At 67.0% G+C, this 22,428-nt stretch carries 26 protein-coding genes; 16 read left to right on the top strand and 10 right to left on the bottom strand.

The window, feature by feature from the left end; translation table 11 throughout:
* The first annotated feature begins 1 nt into the window (after position 1).
* The 7 genes from rplR (at position 2) to map (ending at position 4,804) form a co-directional block, all read left to right on the top strand.
* Positions 2-385, top strand: a complete 384-nt coding sequence (gene rplR / locus QWJ39_RS01455; protein ID WP_290255923.1) for a 50S ribosomal protein L18 — start codon at positions 2-4, stop codon at positions 383-385.
* A gap of 26 nt (positions 386-411) precedes the next feature.
* Complete coding sequence (gene rpsE / locus QWJ39_RS01450; protein WP_290255922.1) at positions 412-1,092, top strand: 30S ribosomal protein S5; 681 nt, start codon at positions 412-414, stop codon at positions 1,090-1,092.
* Positions 1,093-1,095: 3 nt separating this feature from the next.
* Complete coding sequence (gene rpmD, locus QWJ39_RS01445; protein WP_056626615.1) at positions 1,096-1,302, top strand: 50S ribosomal protein L30; 207 nt, start codon at positions 1,096-1,098, stop codon at positions 1,300-1,302.
* Positions 1,303-1,794 carry a 50S ribosomal protein L15 gene (rplO, locus tag QWJ39_RS01440; RefSeq protein WP_290255921.1) on the top strand — a complete coding sequence of 164 codons (492 nt, stop codon included), beginning with the start codon at positions 1,303-1,305 and terminating at the stop codon, positions 1,792-1,794.
* 190 nt (positions 1,795-1,984) lie between these two features.
* Entirely contained in the window at positions 1,985-3,295 is a 1,311-nt protein-coding gene (gene secY, locus QWJ39_RS01435; protein WP_290255920.1) for a preprotein translocase subunit SecY, read from the top strand.
* A gap of 5 nt (positions 3,296-3,300) precedes the next feature.
* A complete protein-coding gene (locus QWJ39_RS01430; protein WP_290255919.1) occupies positions 3,301-3,870 on the top strand; it encodes an adenylate kinase in 570 nt (189 codons plus the stop codon).
* A 106-nt stretch (positions 3,871-3,976) separates the two neighbouring features.
* Positions 3,977-4,804, top strand: coding sequence for a type I methionyl aminopeptidase (gene map / locus QWJ39_RS01425; RefSeq protein ID WP_290255918.1), 828 nt, complete (start codon positions 3,977-3,979; stop codon positions 4,802-4,804).
* 125 nt (positions 4,805-4,929) lie between these two features.
* Here map and QWJ39_RS01420 read toward each other — a convergent pair whose 3' ends face one another.
* The 3 genes from QWJ39_RS01420 to QWJ39_RS01410 form a co-directional block, all read right to left on the bottom strand.
* A complete protein-coding gene (locus QWJ39_RS01420; RefSeq protein WP_290255917.1) occupies positions 4,930-6,276 on the bottom strand; it encodes an ABC transporter substrate-binding protein in 1,347 nt (448 codons plus the stop codon).
* 85 nt (positions 6,277-6,361) lie between these two features.
* Entirely contained in the window at positions 6,362-7,294 is a 933-nt protein-coding gene (locus QWJ39_RS01415) for a carbohydrate ABC transporter permease (RefSeq protein ID WP_290255916.1), read from the bottom strand.
* On the bottom strand, positions 7,291-8,241 hold the full coding sequence (locus QWJ39_RS01410) for a sugar ABC transporter permease (protein WP_290255915.1): 951 nt from the start codon (positions 8,239-8,241) through the stop codon (positions 7,291-7,293). Before QWJ39_RS01410 ends, QWJ39_RS01415 begins: the two co-directional genes overlap by 4 nt.
* A 246-nt stretch (positions 8,242-8,487) precedes the next feature.
* Between QWJ39_RS01410 and QWJ39_RS01405 the strand changes: the two genes are divergently transcribed.
* The 8 genes from QWJ39_RS01405 to QWJ39_RS01370 all read left to right on the top strand — a co-directional run bounded on the left by QWJ39_RS01405 (position 8,488) and on the right by QWJ39_RS01370 (position 13,849).
* Positions 8,488-9,510, top strand: coding sequence for a P1 family peptidase (locus QWJ39_RS01405; RefSeq protein WP_290255914.1), 1,023 nt, complete (start codon positions 8,488-8,490; stop codon positions 9,508-9,510).
* Between the two features lie 181 nt (positions 9,511-9,691).
* The gene (gene infA, locus QWJ39_RS01400) at positions 9,692-9,913 is read left to right on the top strand and encodes a translation initiation factor IF-1 (RefSeq protein ID WP_009358723.1); all 222 of its coding nucleotides are present in this window, start codon (positions 9,692-9,694) and stop codon (positions 9,911-9,913) included.
* Positions 9,914-9,981: 68 nt separating this feature from the next.
* A complete protein-coding gene (gene rpmJ, locus QWJ39_RS01395; protein ID WP_009358722.1) occupies positions 9,982-10,095 on the top strand; it encodes a 50S ribosomal protein L36 in 114 nt (37 codons plus the stop codon).
* A gap of 184 nt (positions 10,096-10,279) precedes the next feature.
* On the top strand, positions 10,280-10,657 hold the full coding sequence (gene rpsM / locus QWJ39_RS01390) for a 30S ribosomal protein S13 (protein ID WP_011775569.1): 378 nt from the start codon (positions 10,280-10,282) through the stop codon (positions 10,655-10,657).
* A 101-nt stretch (positions 10,658-10,758) separates the two neighbouring features.
* On the top strand, positions 10,759-11,160 hold the full coding sequence (gene rpsK / locus QWJ39_RS01385) for a 30S ribosomal protein S11 (RefSeq protein ID WP_066436904.1): 402 nt from the start codon (positions 10,759-10,761) through the stop codon (positions 11,158-11,160).
* Between the two features lie 125 nt (positions 11,161-11,285).
* Positions 11,286-12,296 carry a DNA-directed RNA polymerase subunit alpha gene (locus QWJ39_RS01380; RefSeq protein ID WP_290255912.1) on the top strand — a complete coding sequence of 337 codons (1,011 nt, stop codon included), beginning with the start codon at positions 11,286-11,288 and terminating at the stop codon, positions 12,294-12,296.
* Positions 12,297-12,371: 75 nt separating this feature from the next.
* A complete protein-coding gene (rplQ, locus tag QWJ39_RS01375) occupies positions 12,372-12,926 on the top strand; it encodes a 50S ribosomal protein L17 (protein ID WP_290255911.1) in 555 nt (184 codons plus the stop codon).
* A gap of 32 nt (positions 12,927-12,958) precedes the next feature.
* Complete coding sequence (locus tag QWJ39_RS01370; protein WP_290255910.1) at positions 12,959-13,849, top strand: tRNA pseudouridine synthase A; 891 nt, start codon at positions 12,959-12,961, stop codon at positions 13,847-13,849.
* A 44-nt stretch (positions 13,850-13,893) separates the two neighbouring features.
* On the opposite strand, the gene QWJ39_RS01365 is transcribed toward QWJ39_RS01370, so the two are convergent.
* Positions 13,894-15,576, bottom strand: a complete 1,683-nt coding sequence (locus QWJ39_RS01365) for a PAS domain-containing sensor histidine kinase (protein WP_290255909.1) — start codon at positions 15,574-15,576, stop codon at positions 13,894-13,896.
* A 232-nt stretch (positions 15,577-15,808) separates the two neighbouring features.
* Here QWJ39_RS01365 and QWJ39_RS01360 point away from each other — a divergent pair, with 232 nt between their 5' ends.
* Complete coding sequence (locus QWJ39_RS01360) at positions 15,809-16,552, top strand: response regulator transcription factor (protein WP_290255908.1); 744 nt, start codon at positions 15,809-15,811, stop codon at positions 16,550-16,552.
* Here QWJ39_RS01360 and QWJ39_RS01355 read toward each other — a convergent pair.
* The 6 genes from QWJ39_RS01355 to QWJ39_RS01330 all read right to left on the bottom strand — a co-directional run bounded on the left by QWJ39_RS01355 (position 16,549) and on the right by QWJ39_RS01330 (position 22,417).
* Positions 16,549-16,998 (bottom strand): Hpt domain-containing protein, encoded by a 450-nt coding sequence (locus QWJ39_RS01355; RefSeq protein ID WP_290255907.1) that lies wholly within the window; start codon positions 16,996-16,998, stop codon positions 16,549-16,551. The genes QWJ39_RS01360 and QWJ39_RS01355 overlap by 4 nt on opposite strands.
* Before the next feature lie 107 nt (positions 16,999-17,105).
* Positions 17,106-17,987 (bottom strand): type II secretion system F family protein, encoded by an 882-nt coding sequence (locus QWJ39_RS01350; protein WP_290255905.1) that lies wholly within the window; start codon positions 17,985-17,987, stop codon positions 17,106-17,108.
* A 7-nt stretch (positions 17,988-17,994) separates the two neighbouring features.
* Positions 17,995-18,927 carry a type II secretion system F family protein gene (locus QWJ39_RS01345; RefSeq protein ID WP_290255904.1) on the bottom strand — a complete coding sequence of 311 codons (933 nt, stop codon included), beginning with the start codon at positions 18,925-18,927 and terminating at the stop codon, positions 17,995-17,997.
* A gap of 8 nt (positions 18,928-18,935) precedes the next feature.
* The gene (locus QWJ39_RS01340; RefSeq protein WP_290255903.1) at positions 18,936-20,462 is read right to left on the bottom strand and encodes a CpaF family protein; all 1,527 of its coding nucleotides are present in this window, start codon (positions 20,460-20,462) and stop codon (positions 18,936-18,938) included.
* Positions 20,463-21,653 (bottom strand): AAA family ATPase, encoded by a 1,191-nt coding sequence (locus QWJ39_RS01335; protein WP_290255902.1) that lies wholly within the window; start codon positions 21,651-21,653, stop codon positions 20,463-20,465.
* Positions 21,650-22,417, bottom strand: a complete 768-nt coding sequence (locus tag QWJ39_RS01330; RefSeq protein WP_290255901.1) for an RcpC/CpaB family pilus assembly protein — start codon at positions 22,415-22,417, stop codon at positions 21,650-21,652. The genes QWJ39_RS01335 and QWJ39_RS01330 overlap by 4 nt, the downstream gene beginning before the upstream one ends.
* Positions 22,418-22,428: the final 11 nt, after the last annotated feature.

The following is a 22,428-nucleotide window of genomic DNA, read 5'->3' as shown; positions in this document are numbered from 1 at the left end:
CATGGCCATCGCAATTAACAAGAAGCGTACGAACAAGAGCAAGTCTGCCCAGCGCAGCCGCCGCCAGCTTCGTATCCGCAAGCGCATTTCCGGTACGGCTGTACGTCCGCGCATGGTCGTCAACCGTTCGGCCCGCCACGTATTCGTCCAGGTTGTCGATGACACCAAGGGCCTGACCGTGGCAAGCGCCTCCACCCTGGAAGCCGACCTGCGCGCGTTCGACGGCGACAAGACCGCCAAGGCCAAGCGCGTCGGCGAGCTCGTTGCCGAGCGTGCCAAGGCTGCCGGCATCGAAGCTGTCGTCTTCGACCGCGGTGGTAACAAGTACCACGGCCGGATCGCCGCCGTCGCTGACGGCGCACGTGAAGGTGGGCTGGCACTGTGACCGAAAATAACGAAAAGGACACTCAGGTGACTGAAGCTGTAGCTGCTCCGGCAACCGAGACCGCTGCGCCTGCTACCACCGACGACCGCCGTGGCGGTGCCCGTCGTGGCGAGCGTGGCGACCGCGGCCAGGGCCGTGGCGACCGTGGTGGCCGTGGTGGCCGCGACGGCGGCCGCGAAGCGGAGAAGAGCCAGTTCGTAGAGCGCGTCGTAACCATCAACCGTGTTTCCAAGGTCGTCAAGGGTGGTCGGCGCTTCAGCTTCACCGCCCTCGTCGTCGTCGGTGACGGCAACGGTATGGTCGGCGTTGGCTACGGCAAGGCCAAGGAAGTTCCCGCCGCCATCGCGAAGGGCGTTGAAGAGGCCAAGAAGTCCTTCTTCCGCGTTCCCCGCATCGGCAGCACCATCCCGCACCGCGTTCAGGGTGAGGCCGCCGCAGGCGTCGTCATGCTGCGCCCGGCGTCGGCTGGTACCGGTGTTATCGCCGGTGGTCCGGTCCGCGCGGTCCTGGAGTGCGTGGGCATCCACGACATCCTCTCCAAGTCGCTCGGTTCCTCCAACGCCATCAACATCGTTCACGCGACCGTTGACGCGCTGAAGCGCCTCGAAGAGCCGGCAGCAGTGGCAGCACGCCGCGGCCTGCCCCTCGACGAGATCGCCACGCCGGCAATGGTGAAGGCGATCATGAACCAGAAGGCAGGTGTCTGAGTCATGGCGAAGAACCTGATTCCGTCCGACGCTCAGTTGGAGATCACCCAGATCAAGTCCGCCATTGGCGGCAAGCAGAACCAGCGCGACACCCTTCGGTCCCTCGGCCTGAAGCGGATCGGACACACCGTTGTCCGCACCGCCGACGCCGTGACCGTTGGCATGCTGAACACGGTTCCGCACCTGGTAAAGGTAGAGGAGGCGAAGTAAATGGCCGAGAAGAACACCGCCGAGAAGGCACAGGGCGCTGCTGAGAAGCAGAACGCGCTGAAGGTTCACCACCTGCGTCCCGCCCCGGGTGCCAAGACCGCCAAGACCCGCGTTGGTCGTGGTGAAGGCTCCAAGGGTAAGACCGCCGGTCGTGGCACCAAGGGCACTGCAGCCCGCTACCAGGTCAAGGCTGGCTTTGCCGGCGGCCAGCTGCCGCTGCACATGCGCCTGCCGAAGCTGCGCGGCTTCAAGAACCCGTTCCGGGTTGAGTTCCAGGTTGTAAACCTGGACAAGCTCAACGAGCTGTTCCCGGAAGGTGGCACTGTCACCGTGGAGAGCCTGGTCGAAAAGGGCGCCGTTCGCAAGAACCAGCCCGTCAAGGTGCTGGGCACCGGCGACATCACCGTCAAGGTTGACGTCACCGCCCACGCATTCTCGGCCAGCGCCGCGGAAAAGATTGCCGCAGCCGGCGGAAGCACCACCGCCCTCTAAGAAGGCGGCGGGGCTGATGCCCGTTGCATAAAACTCCCGGCACCCTGGGGCTCACGCCTCCGGGTGCCGGGAGTTTTTTCACACCCGGACCCCCTGTCGATTGTTCGCAGGGAGCTTCCAACCGCTAGACTCGGTTGTTGGGTTTGTTTGACCTATCTCACACGATTTTACTTATTACACAGGAGGACGCTTGCTTAGCGCATTTGGCCGGGCCTTTCGCACGCCTGATCTGCGACGCAAGTTGTTGTTCACGCTGGGAATCATCACCATCTTCCGCTTGGGTGCCTTCATCCCCTCGCCCGGTGTGAGCTACCAGAATGTCCAGCAATGCTTGCAGAACGGTCAGACCTCGGGCGGGATCTACCAGCTCGTCAACCTGTTCAGCGGCGGTGCACTGCTCCAGGTCTCCATCTTCGCCCTGGGGATCATGCCCTACATCACCTCCAGCATCATTGTGCAGCTGCTCCGCGTGGTCATCCCGCGGTTCCAGCAGCTCTACGAAGAGGGTGCCTCCGGCCAGTCGAAGCTGACCCAGTACACCCGGTACCTGACGATCGCCCTGGGCCTGCTGAACGCCACGACGCTGGTGTCGCTGGCGCGCTCCGGTCAGCTGCTGCCGAACTGCCAGCTGCCGATCATCCCGGACTCAAGCATCATCACCACCATCCTGATCGTCATCACCCTGACGGCCGGCACCGGCCTGATCATGTGGATGGGTGAGCTCGTGACCGAGAAGGGCGTGGGCAACGGCATGTCGCTGCTCATCTTCACCTCGATCGCCGCCGGCTTCCCGACGTCGCTCGGCGCTATCTGGAAGGCCCAGGGGCCTGGCACGTTCTTCCTGGTGCTGCTGATCGGCCTGCTGACAGTGGCCCTGGTGGTCTTCGTCGAGCAGTCCCAGCGCCGCATCCCGGTGCAGTACGCGAAGCGCATGATCGGCCGCCGCACCGTGGGCGGCACCAGCACCTACATCCCGATCAAGGTGAACATGGCCGGCGTCGTGCCCGTCATCTTCGCCTCGTCGATGCTGTACCTGCCGGGCCTGATCGCACAGTTCAACGCGCCCAAGCCGGGCGAGCAGATGGCCCCCTGGGTTGAGTGGATCAACAACAACCTGACCAAGGGCGACCACCCGATCTACATGGCCCTGTACTTCGCCCTGATTGTGTTCTTCACGTACTTCTATGTTGCGATCACTTTCAACCCTGAAGAAGTTTCTGACAACATGAAGAAGTACGGCGGCTTCATTCCGGGCATCCGTGCCGGCAAGCCGACCGCGGACTACCTGCAGTACGTGCTTTCCCGGATCACCTTGCCCGGCGCGATCTACCTGGGCTTCGTTGCCCTGATCCCGCTCATCGCCCTGGTCCTGATCAACGCCAACCAGAACTTCCCGTTCGGTGGCACCTCGATCCTGATCATGGTGGGCGTTGGCTTGGAGACCGTCAAGCAGATTGATGCGCAGCTACAGCAGCGTCACTACGAAGGGCTTTTGCGATGACGAGAATGTTGATTATCGGACCTCCCGGCTCCGGCAAGGGAACGCAGGCGGAACGCATTTCGGAGCGCCTCGGCGTCATTGCGATCTCCACCGGCGACATCTTCCGGGCCAACGTCAAGGGCGAGACGCCGCTCGGCCTCGAAGCCAAGAAGTACATGGACGCCGGCGACTTCGTCCCGGACAGCGTGACCAACAAGATGGTCCGCGACCGTCTCTCCGAGGGCGACGTCGAGGCAGGGTTCCTGCTGGACGGATACCCCCGCACCACCGCCCAGGTGGACTACCTCGACGGGATCCTGGCCGACAACGACCAGAAGCTCGACGTCGTCCTGCAGCTCACTGCCGACGACGAGGAGCTCGTCACCCGGCTCCTGGGCCGCGCCAAGGAAACCGGCCGCAGCGACGACAACGAAGCCGTCATCCGCCACCGGTTGGACCTGTACCACGGCCAGACCGAGGCGGTCGTCAACAAGTACGCCGAACGCGGCATCCTGACCCGCGTGGACGGCATCGGCGGCATTGACGAGGTCACCGACCGCGTCATGCAGGCCATCAAGGCAGCACAGTCCGCCTAGGACCCGCCGCAAACCGTTGAGGCTCCTCCCGCACTGCCGGGAGGGGCCTCAGGCATTTGTCCGCCATCCCGCCAGGGGCGGCGGCACCACCGAGAGGACGCAGAGTATGGCATTCGGCCAGACGCGCATTGAATACAAGACCAACGCCCAGATGCGGACCATGCACGAGGCCGGCCTGGTGCTGAGCCGGGCGCTCGACGCCGCCGTCGCCGCGGCCGTGCCCGGCGTCACCACCAGGGACCTCGACGCCGTCTTTGGCGGCGTCCTCAAGGAAGCCGGGGCCACGTCGAATTTCCTCGGGTACCACGCCTTCCCCGCCACCATCTGCACATCGGTCAATGAGGAAGTCGTGCACGGCATCCCGGGCGACCGGGTGCTGAACGACGGCGACATCATCTCGATCGACGGCGGCGCGATCGTTGACGGCTGGCACTCGGACTCGGCCCGCACCGTGATCGTCGGTACCGCAGACCCCGAGGACCAGCGCCTCTCCGACGTCACCGAGGAAGCCATGTGGCGGGGGATCGCGGCCCTGGCGAAGGGCAAGTTCGTCGGTGACATCGGCAACGCCGTCGACGACTACGTCTCCTCGGTCCCGGGCAAGCCGCTGGGCATCCTCGAGGACTACGTGGGCCACGGCATCGGCTCGGCCATGCATATGCCGCCGGACGTACTGAACTACCGCACCAGCCACCGCGGGCCCAGGATCCGTCCCGGACTGTGCCTGGCGATCGAGCCCATGCTGGTGCGCGGCAGCATCGACACGGCGGTGCTGGAGGACGACTGGACCGTCGTCACCACCGACGGCGCCCGCTCGTGCCAGTGGGAGCACTCCGTGGCCGTGCACGAGAAGGGCATCTGGGTCCTTTCCGCACCCGACGGCGGCGCCGCGAAGCTCGCCCCGCTCGGCGTCGTGCCCGTTCCGATTCCTTAGCGCCCTGTGACTCCGTGACTCCGTGACCCTTGGTGCCGCCGCACGACGCCCCCGGTGACACAGAAAAGCCCTGGTGCTGCGGGGATTCCCGCAGCACCAGGGCTTTTGCGTGTCGCCGTCCGGTGCTAGCTCTTCAGCTTCGGCTTGACGTCCTTGGTGTAGATTCCGTCGAGGGTGGTCTTCAGGTCCGTCATGGTGGCCTTGACGTCGCCCTGCTGGGTGAGGATCTTGGCAGCGGCCTTGGCCATTTCCTGGTCCGCGCCGGGCAGGAATACGCGGGCGTTGTCCTGGACGTGGGTCACGGCGAGCTGGTCCATGGCGGTCTTGATCTGCGGGGTCTTGGCGAGCACCGCGGTCATGTCCGCGGACTTGCGGATCGGCATGTAGCCGGTGGCGGCGGAGAAGGCCGCCGTGCTCTCCGGCTCCGTCATGAACTTCAGGAACGTCGCGGCGGCCATCTGGACTTCCTTGCTGACACCGCTGGGGATGCCCAGGCCGGCACCGCCGGTGGGGCAGACGCCGGTATCCTTCTTCGGGCCGCCCGGCAGGAAGCCGACGCCCACGTTGAACTTGGCGGACTGCAGGACGCCCAGCAGGTCACCGGTGGAAGAGATCGTGGCCGAGGCGATGCCGGCGGCGAAGTCGTCGGCGGCGTTCTTGGACGAGACGCCGGCCCACTTGTCCTTGTAGACGGAGTCCTGGGCCCACTGCAGGGCCGCCACGGACTCGGCGGAGTCGCAGTTGAGGTCCCAGCCGTTGGACCAGCTGCCGCCCCAGCCCCAGAGGTTGTTCTGCAGCGTCCAGCCGGCGTAGCCGGCCAGTGCCGGGTACATGTAGGAGTAGCTGGCGCCGGATGCGGCCTTCAGCTTCGGGGCCCACTCGCCGAATTCCTGCCAGGTTTTCGGTGCCCGGTCCGGCAGGCCCGCGGCCTTGAAGTGGTCCTTGTTGTAGTAGAACAGCGGGGTGGACCGGCCGTAGGGGAGGGCCCACTGCTTGTCGTTGTACTTGTAGTCATCGACCAGCGACTTCTGGAAGTCGTCCATCTTGAAGTCCAGCTGCTTGATCAGGCCGTCGAGCGGGATGATGTTGCCGTTGGTGTAGTAGCGGAACCACCAGACATCGGAGAGGACCACCAGGCCGGGCAGGGCGGACTTGGCCGCCTGGGAGGTCTGGAACTTCTGGGCGATCTCCTCGTAGTTGGCACCGGCGGTGATCAGGTTGACCTTGATGTCCGGGTACTTGGCCTGGAACTTGTCGATGATGGCCTTCTCGACGTCCTGGGACTTGCCCGGGTGGCTGGTCCAGAAGTCGAAGGAGGCGGCCGGCTTGACGCCTGTGAAGTCGATGTCGGACGCGCCGGTAGTGGCGCCTCCGCCGCTGGTGGACGGTCCGCCGCAGGCGGCCAGGGCCGCGGCACCGGCGCTGGCGCCGGTGAGGCCAAGGAAGTGACGGCGGTCGAGATTGGGGGCCATGATGGTTCCTCTCGGGAAAGGTTGACTCGATTGAAGCGTGGTGGAACGGGGAAATCGGGTGTGGGCGGAGGGCAAGCCTGGACGGCTACCCGGTGACGCTGCCCTGGGTGAGGCCGGCGACGATGTACCGCTGCAGCGCGGCGAAGACCAGCAGGATGGGGACGATCACCAGCATGGCGCCGGCCATCAGGATGCCCCAGCCCGCGCCGTTGCCCTCGGAGTTCTGCAGCAGGGTCAGGCCCACCGGCAGGGTCATGGTCTCGGGCCGGTCGGTGATGATCAGCGGCCAGATGTAGTCGTTCCACTCGCTGACGACGGTGACGAGCGCGACGGTGGCGATCGAGGGCAGGGACACCGGGGCGACGACCTGCCAGAGGCGGCGCCAGTGGCCTGCGCCGTCGATCTCCGCGGCCTCAAGGATGGACCCGGGGAGGGTCAGGAAGTGCTGGCGCAGCAGGAACGTGCCGAACGCGGTGCCCAGGCCGGGGAGGATGATGCCCCAAAGGGTGTTCTTCCCGCCGATTCCGGCGATCAGGATGTAGTTCGGCAGGATGGACACCTGCGGCGGCACCATCAGGGCCACGAGGATCACGATGAAGATGACGTTCTTGAACGGGAACCGGACAAACACCAGGGCGTAGGCGGTGAGGATGGCCAGGATGACCTTCACCGTTGAACCGACCGTGGTGACGATCAGGCTGTTGATGAAGAACTGGCCGAACGGCACGGTGGTCATGGCCACCTTGTAGTTCTCCAGGTTGAAGCTCTGCGGCAGGATTTTCAGGTCGGTGGTCACGATCTCGCCGGGAGTCTTGAGCGAGCTGAGCATCATCCACAGCAGCGGGACGACGACGACCAGGGTGGCGAGGATCAGCGGCACGTAGCCGCCGACGATCGTCTGGACCAGGTTGGCGCGGGAGAACGGGCGGTTCCGTTGCGGCGGCAGGTCCTGGTTCGCGCCTGCCGCGGGGGCGGCCCCGGCCGCCGGATCGGGACTGACGGGGGAGAGCGTGCTCATGAGTAGTGCACCTTACGTTCGACGAACCGCACCTGCAGCACGGTGATGATGAGCAGGATCGCGAAGAGGATCACGGAGATGGACGCGGAGTAGCCGGCCCGGTTGTAGGCGCCGAAGGCCTGCAGGTAGGCCTCGTAGATCAGCGTGGAGGTGCCGTTGCCCAGCGGGGTCATGATCCGGATCAGGTCGAACGCCTGCAGGGAGCTGAGCAGCGTGGTGATCAGGAGGAAGAAGGTGGTCGGGGAGAGCAGCGGCACGGACATGCTGACGAATCGGCGGAAACCGTTGGCGCCGTCGAGGGACGCTGCCTCCATGACGTCCTTGGGCAGCGACTGCAGCCCGGCGAGGTACACCACGGCGCAGTAGCCGAGGTTCTTCCAGATGTAGACGATGATGACCATGACCAGCGAGAGCTGCGGGTCGTTAATCCACTGGGGGCTCTGCTGGCCGATGCCGCGCAGCAGCCAGGAGAGCACGCCGTAGCCCGGGTCGAAGATGAACAGCCAGACCAGGCCGACGCCGACGCCGCTAAGGACGTAGGGGGCGAAGACGGCGGAGCGGGCGAAGGTGGTGCCGCGGACCTTGGCGTTCAGGGCCAGGGCCACCAGCAGCCCCAGGATCATCGAGCCGCCGACGGTGACGACCGTGAAGACCGCCGTGGTGCCGAGCACGTTGGGTGCATCGGCGCTGGTTAAGAAGTTGATGTAGTTGTCGAAGCCGACGACTGTCGCCGAGGCGGAGCCAAGCGTCCAGTCCAGCGTCGAGTAGTAGATGTTGTTGATCAGCGGCAGATAGGTGAACACCGCGATCAGGGCCAGGTTGGGCAGTGCCAGCGCGAGAAATACGAAGAAGTCCCGGCGGGTCCTGGCGGACCAGCGTCCCCTGCGCCGGGCCGGTGCGACGGCCGCGGCGGTAGCCGCAGGCCTGTCAGTCAATTGTCTTGTCATGGTGCGTCTCTAACGGATCCAGGCCTGCCACTGGCAGGCGTTCGGGCGGGGGATCAACATACACTTCATCACACACTTGATGGGTGGAACCCCGCACAAGGCCCCGTCAGAGCTTTGTTATGCCAGGCTTCCTTGCCCGTTTACCTTCTGTTGGTTGCAGTATTCCACACCGTTCGCCTGTGGTCAGGGATGCTCGGATTGGCAAACCGGGCACCAATTCCGCCCGGCCCGGCGCACAATGGAGCCATGACGGGGATCACGGATGTACCGGGGATCAAGGTGGGCCATGCGGGCCGCCGGGGCGGGGGCTGGCTGAGCGGGGTGACGGTGGTGCTGCCGCCAACCGGGACCACCGGCTCGGTCGACGTCCGCGGCGGCGGACCCGGCACCCACGAGACCGACGCCTTGGACCCCACCACCCTGACGGCCACGGTCAACGCCGTCGTCCTCACCGGCGGCAGCGCGTTCGGCCTTGCCGCCGCTCACGGTGCGCAGCGGTGGTGCGAGGAGCAGGGGAGGGGATTCGCCGTCCCCGGCGGGGTGGTTCCGATCGTGCCCGCCGCGGCGATCTTCGACCTGGGCCGGGGCGGCGACTTCGGCGCCCGCCCGGACGCGGCCATGGGCTACGCGGCTACCGCGGACGCCGCCGCCCGTCCGGAAGGGCACGACGTCGAACGCGGCAACGTCGGCGCCGGCACCGGAGCCCTGATCGGCCGGGGATCCTACAAAGGGGGAGTTGGCACAGCCTCCATCACCCTGGACAACGGCGTCGTCGTAGGGGCCATAGCCGTAGTAAACGCGCTGGGGTTACCTTTTGGCACATCGCCGACGCGGGTGGAACCCGGCAGCGTGCGTCTAAGCGACGAAGGAGCGAGCACGCAGAGGGTTGCGCCCGTGCCGGCGGAAGCCAGCCACGGCCCGGAGGGCGCGCAAGCGCCGCAGCTGCCGCCCCTCAACACGACCCTCGTCGTCGTCGCCACGAACGCCATCCTGGACAAGGCCGAGTGCAAGCGCACGGCCTCGGCGGCGCATGCCGGTCTGGCACGGGCACTGAACCCGAGCCACACCCTGGCCGACGGGGACACGGTCTTCTGCCTCGCCACGGGCGCCCTCGCGCTGGACCGCGACACCGACGCGGCGCGGCAGCTGAGCCTGATCACGCTGCAGAGCGCGGCGGCGGACGCCGTGCGTCAGGCGATCCTGGACGGGGTCGACGCCGCGGTCGACGAGACCACCCCGGCGGGCCGGTTTCGTGCATACCGGCGCTGAGTGCGCTAGCATGACTGGATTTAACATTCGGCCTTCGATGCCGTAATGTTGACTGTTGGTTGTCTGCCCTGCTGTGCCCTTTTGGGGAGCGGTAGCCGGGAGGCAAGCAAGAAATCACAAACGTTCGCGGCCGCATCTGGTGCAAACCGGGGTGCCGCGGCAACAACAGTTAGCGGAGGGTATGGCCAAGAAGGACGGGGTCATTGAGATCGAGGGCGTTGTGACCGAGGCGCTGCCCAACGCGATGTTTCGCGTTGAGCTCACCAACAAGCACATCGTTCTGGCACACATCTCTGGAAAGATGCGACAGCACTACATTCGGATCCTCCCCGAGGACCGCGTAGTGGTGGAACTGAGCCCTTACGACCTGACACGTGGTCGTATCGTCTACCGCTACAAATAACCACTGGACGGCCGTGGCATCAGCCAGGGTCCGGGCCAGCTGACCACTGCAACACGCAAAGGAACGCCATGAAGGTCAAGCCGAGCGTCAAGCAGATCTGCGAAAAGTGCAAAGTGATCCGCCGTAATGGCCGGGTCATGGTGATCTGCGAGAACCCGCGCCACAAGCAGCGCCAGGGCTAATTCTCCCCTTCGGAGAACCCCGCGTTGCTAACCCACGCAAGTAAATAAAAGGCAGCACAAGCTGATCTGGGACATTGAGCACCAACGAGTCCGGACAGCTAACCCCCGGTCGGAGGCTGGGGCCGCACACACCGTGCGGGTGTACTGCCTACGACCTCCGGTTTATTCAAGGAGTACCGCCACTATGGCTCGTCTCGCTGGCGTAGACATTCCCCGCGAAAAGCGGCTGGAAATTGCGCTTACTTACATCTACGGCGTGGGCAAGACCCGTGCACACGAAACCCTGGCTGCCACCGGCATCAGCGCCGACGTTCGGGTCAAGGACCTGACCGACGCCGAACTGGTTCAGCTGCGTGACTACATCGAAGGCAACTACAAGGTTGAGGGTGACCTTCGCCGCGAGGTAGCCGCCGACATCCGCCGCAAGGTCGAGATCGGCAGCTACGAAGGCCTGCGTCACCGCAAGGGCCTGCCCGTACGCGGTCAGCGTACGAAGACCAACGCTCGTACCCGCAAGGGCCCGAAGCGCACCGTCGCCGGCAAGAAGAAGGCCGGACGCTAAAACCCATGTGCCCCCTGAGATCGCTTCGCGATTGCAGGGAACCAGGCATTTGTGGGCCGACAGCGTTCGCTTCCCCCAAATAACTTTCTGTAGGAGAAATAATGCCCCCGAAGACTCGTGGCGCGGTTCGCAAGCCGCGTAAGAAGGACAAGAAGAATATCGCGCTGGGCCAGGCGCACATCAAGAGCACGTTCAACAACACCATCGTGTCCATCACGGACCCGTCCGGTGCTGTCATCTCCTGGGCCTCGTCCGGTGAGGTTGGATTCAAGGGCTCGCGTAAGTCCACTCCGTTCGCCGCTCAGATGGCCGCCGAGGCCGCTGCCAAGCGCGCCCAGGAGCACGGCATGCGCAAGGTTGACGTTTTCGTCAAGGGACCGGGCTCGGGACGCGAGACCGCCATCCGTTCGCTGCAGGCCGCTGGCCTCGAGGTTGGCTCCATCCAGGACGTCACCCCCAGCGCCCACAACGGCTGCCGCCCGCCGAAGCGCCGCCGCGTCTAATGCTCTGCCGTGCTTGCCCGGACCGTCGCCGGTCCGGGCAAGCGCCGCGGCGTTAAGCCATTAGACCGATCTTTCCACCACCTGTGTTGCGTCATATAGCGGATGCTCGCCGAAAGGAAACCTAAGTGCTCATTGCACAGCGCCCCACCCTCTCCGAAGAGGTCGTCTCCGAAAACCGTTCCCGCTTCATCATCGAACCGCTGGAACCGGGCTTCGGCTACACCCTCGGTAACTCCCTCCGCCGTACCCTGCTCTCCTCCATCCCCGGTGCCTCTGTCACGAGCATCCGGATCGATGGCGTGCTGCACGAGTTCACCACGGTTCCGGGTGTCAAGGAAGATGTCACCGAGATCATCCTGAACATCAAGAACCTGTCGGTTTCCTCCGAGCACGATGAGCCGGTTGTCGCTTACCTGCGCAAGCAGGGCCCGGGAGTCGTCACCGCCGCGGACATCGCTCCGCCGGCCGGCGTCGAATTCCACAACCCGGATCTGCACATCGCCACGCTGAACTCGAAGGGCAAGTTCGAACTCGAACTGACCATCGAGCGCGGCCGCGGCTACGTGTCGGCAGCTCAGAACAAGTCCGGCGACTCCGAGATCGGCCGCATCCCGGTCGACTCGATCTACTCGCCGGTGCTGAAGGTGACCTTCCGCGTGGAAGCTACCCGTGTCGAGCAGCGCACCGACTTCGACAAGCTGATTGTCGACGTCGAGACCAAGCCGGCCATCGCCCCGCGCGATGCCGTTGCCTCGGCCGGTACCACCCTGGTGGAACTGTTCGGTCTGGCCCGCGAGCTGAACACCGCAGCTGAAGGTATCGAGATCGGCCCGTCGCCGACGGACGCCGCCCTGGCAGCGGACATGGCACTGCCGATCGAGGATCTGGACCTCACCGTCCGTTCCTACAACTGCCTCAAGCGTGAGGGCATCCACACCGTGGGTGAACTCGTTGCCCGCTCCGAGGCTGACCTGATGGACATCCGTAACTTCGGTGCGAAGTCCATCGACGAGGTCAAGGCAAAGCTTGTTGAGCTGGGTCTGTCCCTCAAGGACTCCCCTCCCGGTTTCGACCTTGCAGCCCGCGCCGCAGCCATCGAAGAGGACGACGCCGCGTTCAGCGACGACGAGCTCTAAAACAGATCTTGGCCGGCTGGCCGGACGCACCGCAGCGTGCACGGTCCGCAGGCTTCCATATGAGGAGAAATAGTTATGCCTACCCCCACTAAGGGTCCGCGCCTCGGAGGCGGCCCGGCTCACGAGCGCCTCATGCTCGCGAACCTCTCTGCCGCACTGTTCGAGCACAAGCGCATCACCACCACGGTGACCAAGGCCAAGCGCCTGAAGCCGTACGCCGAGCGTCTGGTGACCTTCGCCAAGCGCGGCGACCTGGCTTCCCGCCGTCGCGTGCTGGGCCTGATCAGCAACAAGGGCGTCGTCCACGAGCTGTTCACCGACATCGCGCAGGCGATGGAGAACCGCGACGGCGGCTACACCCGCATCACCAAGATCGGCAACCGTAAGGGCGACAACGCCCCCATGGCTGTCATCGAGCTGGTCCTGGAGCCGGTTTCCGCCAAGCAGGCCGTGGTTGCCGAGGCCACCACCGCCGCCAAGCGCGACGCCGACAAGAAGGACGAGGCTGCTCCGGTTGCCGAGACCGAAGCCGCTGAGACCGAAGAGGCCCCCGAGGCCGAGGCAGCAGCAACCGAAGAGGCTCCGGCCGCCGAGGAAGCTCCCGCCGAGACCGAGAAGGAAGCGAAGTAATTCGCTGACCGCCTTCTTATAGACTTGGGTCTATGAACGAGCACGAACCCGCTGTCCCCCTTACCGGGGACGGCGGGTTTTTGCGTATCCGGCTGGACCTCTCCTACGACGGGGCGCCGTTCAGCGGCTGGGCGCTCCAGCCCGGCCTGCGCACCGTCCAGGGCGTCCTGGAGGAGGCCCTGGCCCTGTTGCTGCGCCGGCCGGTCCGGGTCACCGTGGCCGGACGGACCGACGCCGGCGTGCACGCGCGCGGCCAGGTGGTGCACTTCGACATGGCCGCCGCCGAATGGGCCGGGCTTCCCCGCGGCGCCGGACTGGATCCGGCCGCCGCGTTGCTGCGCCGGCTCCGCGGCGCCCTCCGCCGGGGCATGGGGGAGCTGGCCGGGGCCGTCGAGGTACACCGCGCGGCGGTGGCCCCGGAAGGCTTTGACGCCCGGTTCAGCGCGCTCTGGCGCCGCTACAGCTACCGCATCGCCGACGGACCGGCCCGCTGGGACCCGGTCACCCGGCACGCCACGCTCTGGCACAAGACGGCCCTGGACACCGCACTGTTGAACGAGGGTGCCGCGCCGCTGCTGGGGCTGCAGGACTTCCGTTCCTACTGCAAGCCGCGCGAGGGTGCCACCACCATCCGCGAGCTGCAGCGCTTCGAGTTCACCCGCGGGGCCGACGGCGTCATCGTCGCGACCATCCAGGCGGACGCCTTCTGCCACAACCAGGTCCGGGCCCTCATCGGTTCGGCGCTGTTCGTCGGCGCCGGCGAGCAGCCCCCGGGCTGGCTCTACGAACGGCTGCTGGCCCGGCAGCGGGACGCACGCTCCGTCCTGGCCCCGCCGCACCCGCTAATCCTGGAAGAGGTGGCCTACCCCTCAGCGGAAGGGCTGTTGGCCCGGGCGGAGCTGACCCGCGCCCGGCGCGAGTAGCGCCTTTCCCCGGCGGCCCCCGATCTTCGGTTGGCAGGTCGCGGCTAGAAGGAGCGCGGCGGCCCGTCCGCCGGCAATTCGACGGTGAAGGTGCTGCCGTGGCCCGGGCGGGTGCGGCAGGTGATGGACCCGCCGTGTCCCTCCACGATCGCCTTGGTGATGGACAGTCCCAGCCCGGCCCCGGGGATGGCACCGTCGCGCACCGCCGGGCTGCGGAAGAAGCGGGTGAACACCCTGTCGGCGTCGGCGGCGGTCATCCCGATCCCGGTATCCCGCACCTGGAGGACCACGCGGCCCTCCGCAGCGCAGCCGGAGACCGTCACGGATCCGCCGTCGGGCGAGTACTTGATGGCGTTGGAGACCAGATTGTCCAAGGCCTGGCTGATGCGCAGCGGATCGACGTTCGCCCACAACGGCTCCCGGGCCTCCATCGACAGGGACACCCGGGCCGCCTGCGCGTGGGCCTGGGCGGAGCCGATGCTGGCCTCCACCAGCCCGGCGAGGTCGGTGCGGCGGGGCTGCAGCTGGACGGCGGCGCTGGCGGTAACCAGCAGGTCGGAGACCAGGGCCAGCAGCCGCTCGGCATTGCGCTGGGCCACCTCAATGCGGCGCAGCACGGACGGAGGCAGCTCCTCGCCGAGGACAAGGTCCAGGTTGCCGATGATGGAGGTCAGGGGCGTCCGGAATTCGTGCGAGACGGTGGCGACGACGTCGTCCTTGGCGGCCAGGGCATTCACGAGCCCCGTGACCTCGTTGTAGACCACGACGGCGCCGCCGAAGCCGCCATCGTCGTCGCGCAGCGGCCGGGCGCCGGTGGAGACCACGCGGCCCCCGGGGGCACCGCCGAAGCAGACCAGGTGGTCGGCAAAGGATTCCCCTGCCATGGCACGCCGGATGGGCCGCCGTTCGGGCTGGAGCGGGGTCCGCTGGTCCGCCCCGGTCAGCAGCAGGTGGTCCTCCCAGCCGCGGTGCACGGCGGTGCTGGCCCCGTGCGGCGCGGCGCCCGCCTCGAGCCGGCTCTGCCAGCTGTTGGTGAGCAGCCGCCGCCCCTCGGCGTCGACGGCCACGATCCCCACGTCCACCGTGTCCAGGATGGTGTTCAACAGCCGCTCCCGCTCCCGGCTCTCGGCCAGTAGGGCCTGCAGCTGTGCTTCCTTCGAGTCCACACGGCGCTGCTGGCGGGCAAGCTGGCCCTTGACGAATTCCATGGCCACCGCCACGGCCAGGGTGGTCAGGGACAGCAGGGCGACGGTGGCGATCCGGCCGGGGCTGTCATCGGGGCCGGCGTCGAAGAACCACGGGAGGCCGGCCAGCAGCGGGCCGAAGAAGCTCAGGGCGGCGGTGATGGCGGGGGAGAGCCGGGAAGAGGCGAGCCAGACCACAGGCAGGACGGACAACACCCCGAGGCCCGGCAACTCCTCGGCCGCGGCGACCCGGCTCAGTCCGATGGCGGCGAGATCAAGCACCGGAATCCACAGGGTTGCCAGGGGCGGGAGGCGCTCCCACGGGACCACCAGGCAGGCAAGGAAGAGCGCGGCGTGGGCGGCGACGGCGGCCTGGCCCCAGCCGCTGTAGAGGTGCAGGTCCCACGCCGAGGGCGCCGCAGCGAGGCCGGCGGTGAGCAGCAGGGTGAGGGGAAGCTGAGAGGTCAGGACGCGAACCCGGGTGTGCAGGATGGTCGGGCGGCGGGGCACCCGCACGTCATGAACCAGCCGCCACTCACCCAAAGACCAACGCTCCTCTCACGAAGCTTGAGTTTACAGTTGTGTCAAAATAAATTGACATGAAACATACGAAGATTGCTGAACAAAAATGTGCCGGAGCCCGGGATTCGGTCCCCGGCTGGGTATGGTGGCAGGACGTGCTGCGGGTCTTTGGCGCGGCGGCGCCCCGCCTGGCGGAGGTGCCCCGGGCCGGTGGCGGCGGTGGAAGCGGAACTGCAGCGGATGTGGGGGTGGCATGACAGACCTGGGCGTGGCCGTGGTCGTGGAAGACGACGCCGATGTGCGGAACCTCGTCGAGGCCGTGCTGCGGCAGGCGGGCTTCGAGGTGCATTCCGCCTCGGAGGGCCGCGAAGGCGTGGACGTCGTCCGCCGCGAGGATGCCCAGGTGGTCACCCTGGATGTGGGACTGCCGGACATTGACGGCTTTGAGGTCCTGCGCCGCATCCGTCAGTTCAGCGACGCCTACGTCGTCATGCTCACGGCCCGCACCGACGAACTCGACACCCTGACCGCACTCCACACGGGTGCGGATGATTTCCTTACCAAGCCCTTCCGGCCGCGCGAACTCCGCGCCCGCGTGGCGGCCATGATGCGCCGTCCACGCCGGGACAACGGCGGAGCCGTGGCGGCGCCTGCACCGGCGCCGGACAACGTGCTGCGCCACAACGGGCTGTCGCTGAATCCGGACATGCGCTCCGTGACGGTCGACGGCGAGCCGCTCTCCCTGACCCGCAGCGAATTTGACCTCCTGCATGCGCTCCTCAAGGGCGCCGGCGCGGTCCGGTCCAAGACGGACCTGGTCCGCGTGGTCCGGGGGGAGTACTACCGGGCCGACGCCTACATCAGCGACTCCGACGAGCGCGCCGTCGAGGTCCACATCGGCAACCTGCGCCGGAAACTGGGCGAGGACGCGGTGCAGCCCCGCTGGCTGCAGACAGTCCGCGGTGTGGGCTACCGGCTCGCGCCTGCGCAGCCCTAGCACTCCATCAGGATGTAGCTGAACTGCAGTTCCTGGACGGTTTCCCGGCCCCGGGCGGCGACTTCGCCGAGCCGGGCCTCGGCCTCCGCCAACAGGCCTTCCCTGACCAGGCCTTCCAGTTCCGTGGCCAGGCCGGCCAGGCGCAGGCCGCCGACCATCGAGGACGAGGTCTTCACGCTCAGCACGGCGTCGAGGGCGGCCGTCGCGTCCCGGCGCGTCAGAGAATCAGCCAGGGAGTCGTAGCGCTGCTCCCACATCAGGGCGTAGTCGCGGGCAAAGCCTCGCGCGACCGTCGCACTGTTGAGCTGTTCGCCCAGGTCCTGGAGGGCTCCCGGGTCCATCAGGGGTGCCGCCGCGGGCCCCGGCCGCGCGCCCTCGTCGGACGTGACGGCAGTGGTTGCGGCCCCCGACGCCAAATTTTCGGGGCTGGCATCTGAAAGAGACATGGCACTACGGTACCCGCTTGGCCCGGCGGCCGTCCGGGCGCCCGATGATCCTGCGCAAACCCTGAGGGGAACCTTGTCGGGCCCGAAGGCGCCCGCCACGCGCGGCGTCAGTGGCCGCTGAAGGTGTTGATCGCGTTGATAACCGCGGGGCCCAGGATGGCGATGAAAAGCACCGGAAAGATGAAGAACAGCAGCGGGAACAGGATGGTCACGGGCAGTTTCATGGCCTTCTCCTCGGCCCGTTGCCGGCGCTTGACGCGCATGACCTTCGCCTGGATCCTGAGCACGCGGCTGATGGCGATGCCATAGGTGTCCGCCTGCACCACGGCCTGGACGAAGCTGCGGAGTTCGGGGATGCTGGTGCGCTCGGAGAGGGCCTGATACGACTCGCGGCGGCTGCGACCCACCTGCATGTCCTGCAGAGTGCGGACCAATTCCTCCGCCAGGGGTCCCTTGCCGTTCTCTCCGGCCCGGGCCATGGCGCCCTCGAAGCCCAGGCCCGCCTCGACGGAGATCAGCATCTGGTCCAGCGTGTTGGGCAACTCCAGTTGCATGGCCTTCTGACGCTCCTGGCCCTTGCTGTACAGCAGCAGATCTGGGATGAAGTAGCCCAGCAGTATCACGAAGAGTCCCACGAGCTTGAGCATGGGCGCGGGGGCGCTGGCGAACCACAGCCCCAGCAGGGCACCGACGGCGCCGAGCAGCGGCTTCGCGGCGAGCACCCGGCCCAAGGGCAGCGACGCCGGCCGGCCGGCGAGGGCCAGCAGGTGGTCGAGTTTGCGCACGTAAGCCGGGGGAGTGAGACGGCGACCCAGCCGCTCCAGCACGTCACGTTTGCGCGTCTCGGTGGCCTCTACGGGTGCGGTACCGAGGGCGAGCATCTGGCGGATGGCGCGCTGGGATTTCCGGTCCACCGAGAGCACGGACCAGGACAGGTAGGACAGGGGCAGGCAGATCAGCAGCAGCCCGGCGAGGAGGATGGCGTTCACGGCGGCCTCAGAACTTCAGGTCGATAATCTTGCGCATCCACAGACCGCCGATGGTCATCAGGATGACGGACGCGGCGATCATGCCCCAGCCGAGCGGGTTGGTGAACATGACGTTCATGTAGCCGGGGTTGACCAGCATCAGCATGAGCACGATGCCCACGGGCATGGCCATCAGGATGTAGGCGGAGAATTTGCCTTCGGCGGCGAGGGACTTGATGTGGCCCTTGATCTCGCTGCGCTCGCGGATGGTCTCGTTGACCTGGTCGAGGACTTCCGCCAGGTTGCCGCCGACCTCGCGGTTGATTTGGATGGCCTGGGCGATCCAGACGAAGTCCTCGTTCTGCATCCGGTCCGCGGTGTCGGTCAGGGAGTCGAGCAGGTCACGGCCCAGCGAGGTTTCCGTGATGATCCTGCGCATCTCTTCGGCGGTGGGGCTTTGGGATTCGTTGCCAGCCGCGTCGATGGCCCGCAGGATGCTGTGCCCGGCGCGCAGGCCGCCGGAGAGCAGCTGCAGGGTGTCGCCGAGCTGGTCATCGAACCGGGAACGGCGGCGGCCGGCGAGGAAGGTGAGGACCAGGTGACCCGCCACCGGAGCGAGAAGGACCAGGAGGACCGCCAGGAGGGGGCCGCCCACCAGGAGGCCGGCCAGGGCTCCGACGAGTGCGCCGGAGAGCAGCAGCACGTAGAAGTCCCCCTGTCCCAGGCGGAGACCGGCCTGCTCGAGGGCCTCCCGGTTGAAGAGCCGGACCTTGCGGCGTGCGAAGAAGCCCTCGGCCAGGCCCGCGGCGGATCCGGCGAAGCGGCTGAGGGAGGACTCCGCGGCGACCTGTACCGGCCGCCGTCGGTCCAGGGGTACCCGGGACGCACCGGGGGCCACGACGGCGACGGCGAGGAGCAGGATGGCGGCGACCAGGAGGGCGACGCCGGCGTACAGAGTCACGGTCCGGGTCACCCCCGTCCGGCGGGGGCCAGCGGCGTCGCGAACACGCTCGGCGAGACAAAGATGCCGAGGTCCTCGAAGCGGTCGATGAAGCGGGGGCGGATGCCTGTGGCCACCGGTTTGCCCAGGAAGCGTCCATGGGCGTCGACGCCGGCGGAGTAGTCGAAGACGAAGGCATCCTGGAGGGTGACGATGTCCCCTTCCATGCCCTGGACCTCGGTGACGTGGGTGATGCGCCGGGAGCCGTCACGGAGCCTGGAGATCTGCACGATCAGGTTCACCGCGGAGGCGATTTGTTCGCGGATGGCGCGCAGGGGCAGGTCCATCCCGGCCATCAGGACCAGCGTCTCCAAGCGGGCGACGGCGTCCCTGGGGGAGTTGGAGTGGACGGTGGACAGTGATCCGTCGTGGCCGGTGTTCATGGCCTGGAGCATGTCCAGGGACTCGCCACCGCGGACCTCGCCGACGACGATCCGGTCCGGCCGCATACGCAGCGAGTTGCGGAGCAGGTCGCGGATGGTGACCTCGCCCTTGCCCTCCGTGTTCGGCGGTCGGCTCTCCAACCGGACCACGTGTTCCTGCTGGATTTGCAGTTCCACCGCGTCCTCGATGGTGACGATCCGCTCGTCGTGCGGCAGGAAGGAGGACAGGACGTTCAGCAGGGTGGTCTTGCCGGTACCGGTGCCGCCGGAGACGATGATGTTCAGCTTGGCCCGGACGCAGGCGTTGAGCAGCTCCGCCATCTCGGGGGTGAGCGTGCCGAACTCGATCAGGTTCTGCACGGTGAGGGGAATTTTGCTGAACTTTCGGATGGTGAGCGAGGACCCGCCGACGGCCAGCGGCGGGATGACGGCGTTGACGCGGGAGCCGTCCTCGAGGCGGGCGTCCACCAGGGGCGAGGACTCGTCGATGCGGCGGCCCACCTTGGAAACGATCCGTTCGATCACCTTGCGCAGGTGCTCCTCGGAGCTGAACCGCGAGTCCGTGAGCGTGAGCTGGCCCTTGCGTTCCACGTAGATCTGGTCCATGCGGTTGACCATGATTTCGGTAACGGCCGGGTCGTCCAGGAGCCGTTGGAGCGGCCCGTAGCCGAGGACGTCGTCGGCGACGTCGCGGACCAGCCGGCCGCGTTCCTCGGCGGAGAGGGGGACCTGTTCGGCGTCGACGATGCGGATCAGTTCGTCCCGGGCGGTAGCCCGCAGTTCGTCTTCCTTCAGGGCGGAGTCGCTGAACCGTGTCCCCATCCGTTCGAACAGGGCGGTGGCGGCGCGTTCCTTGAGCGCGGCGAAGGCGTCCACCGGCTGGGCTCCGCGGCCGCCGTCGTGGTGCTCACCGACGGCGTGCGACGACGCCGCTGCGGAGAGGCGGGAGGGACCCTGCGGTGCGGGGGCTTGCGCCGGGACTGCCTGTGCACCGATTTCGGTTGGAAGGAGACCGCCCGGGATGGGGGACAATTGCGGCGCCGGGGGAGCCGGCTGCGGGGCTGCCGGGACGTGGCCGCCCTCTGCCGCCGAGAGGCGTTCGGAGAGTTTCATTTAGACGACCACCCTTCGGTGCAATTTCTTTTGGGCCTTGGCACGCCAGGCCGGATCGAACCGGGCGACCAGCTGCCGCAACCCCTTCACGGCGGGGTCCCGCCTGGCGTCCTGGAGGACGGGGATACCGCGGTTGGTGGAGTAGGCCACGGCCTTGGACCGGGGGATGCTCACGTCCACCGGGGCTCCGATGGTGGCCTCCACGTCCTGGACGCTGAGGCCGGACTTCGCATCGGCCATGTTCAGCACGACGTGCCGGGTCTCGGGCAGCAGGTCCAGCCGGCGGAGGATGTCCAGGCCGGAGCGGAGGCCGCGGATGCTGGGGACGTCCATGGCGCTGACCCAGACGACGTCGGTGCACTGCTCCAGCGCTGCCAGCCCCACCTCCGGCAGCCCGGGCGCCGTGTCGATGACCACGTACTGGAACTGCTCGGCAAGCTGGGCGATCAGGCGGCTGACCTGCTGGGGGGTGATGCTGTCCGCCTCCACCGGGGTCCGCGGAGCGCACAGCGCGTAGATGCTGCTGGGGTGCACGGTGAGGAAGGCCTTGAGGACCAGGGAATCCTGGCTGGCGGAGGCAGAAACGGCGTCCGTGACGGTGTGTTCGGGGTTGAGGTAAAGGCCGGACGCGATGTCGCCGAACTGCAGGTCCAGGTCCACCACCACGACGCTCATCGGCGCGACCTTGCCCAGGCCGATGGCGATGTTCGTGGCGATGGTGGTCTTGCCGACGCCGCCCTTGGGGGAGAAGACTCCGATCACCAGGCCGCGCGGGGCGTCAGGGTTCTGGATCGCGGCGGTGCGGTTGCGGCTGGCGTAGGACTGGCAGGCCCGCTCCAACAGCACCCGGATCTGTGCCGGGTCCGAGGCAGGGCTGAGAATGTCGCGGATGCCGGCACGCATGGCGAGCAGGACGACGTCGGGGTCCGCCTCCCCGACCAGGATGACGCTGAGTTCGGGCAGTTGGACGTCGAAGACCGTCGCCAGGCGGAGCGCGTCCTCGGCGGGGACGTCCGGTCCGATGATCAGTACTTCGGGACGTTCCTGGTCCAGTTTGGCGAAGAGCTCGCCGGGGTTGGCGGGGTCGACGGCGGCGAAGGTCTGGACCCCGCCCGTCAGTCCGCCGCCCACGGCCCGCCGGAGCCGCGCGTCGAAGTCGGTGTTGGGGGAGATGAGGACGAAGCGGCTCACTTGTATACCTCCGGCTTGGTCATGATGCCCGGTCGGCCGCTGTCCGTCGCGTCCAGCGGTTCCTTGCTCAGCCACAGCTTTTCGAACTCCGCGGCGTAGACGATTTTTGTCGCGTCGACGTCGTTGACCGCCACGGTGAGGAGCATTGACCCGGTGGGTAGGGAGGTGTCCTGGGCCGGGGCGGCCGAGCCGTTAGCTGACGGCGCGGGGCTCGGGGTGGCCGTGGGTGCCCGCTGCACGGAGGTCACCAGGACCTTGTGGATGCTGAGCTGGGTGGTTTCCTTCTCTGGCTTGGCATCCAGGCCTCCGCCCTTGATGTTGATGAAGATCCCGATGTGGTCGCCCGCGGCGATGCGTCCGCCGACCACTCGCTGCGGCTCTAGCTGGAAGGAGACTTCCTGGAGACCCTTGGGAACATCGACGGCGCCGCTGGTCTTCAGTTCCTCGGGCTGGATCAGCCGCTCCGCCACCAACTGCTCGCCCGGCAGCAGCTCCGCGGAGGTCACTTTGCCGCCCTGGCCATCAAGATTCTTTAGGGCCGACTTCGAGACGGCCGTGCCGGGCAGCTCCTGGGTTGCGAGGAAGGCCTGCAGACTCGCGGTCGGCGTGCCGGCGGGGACGGTCTTCTGCACTACCAGGACACTGACGGGGTTTAGGTCCTGAACGGCGCGGCTGTCCGCGCCCTGGGCGTAGCTGACAACGAGGACGGCGCCGACAATGGCGAGAACGACTGCCGCGACGCCTGCCAATAAGCGTGACTTCAAAAACTGCTCCT

This window comes from Arthrobacter sp. YD4 (genome assembly GCF_030410515.1).
GTDB lineage: Bacteria > Actinomycetota > Actinomycetes > Actinomycetales > Micrococcaceae > Arthrobacter.
This window is presented reverse-complemented; position numbering and strand designations above follow the sequence as displayed.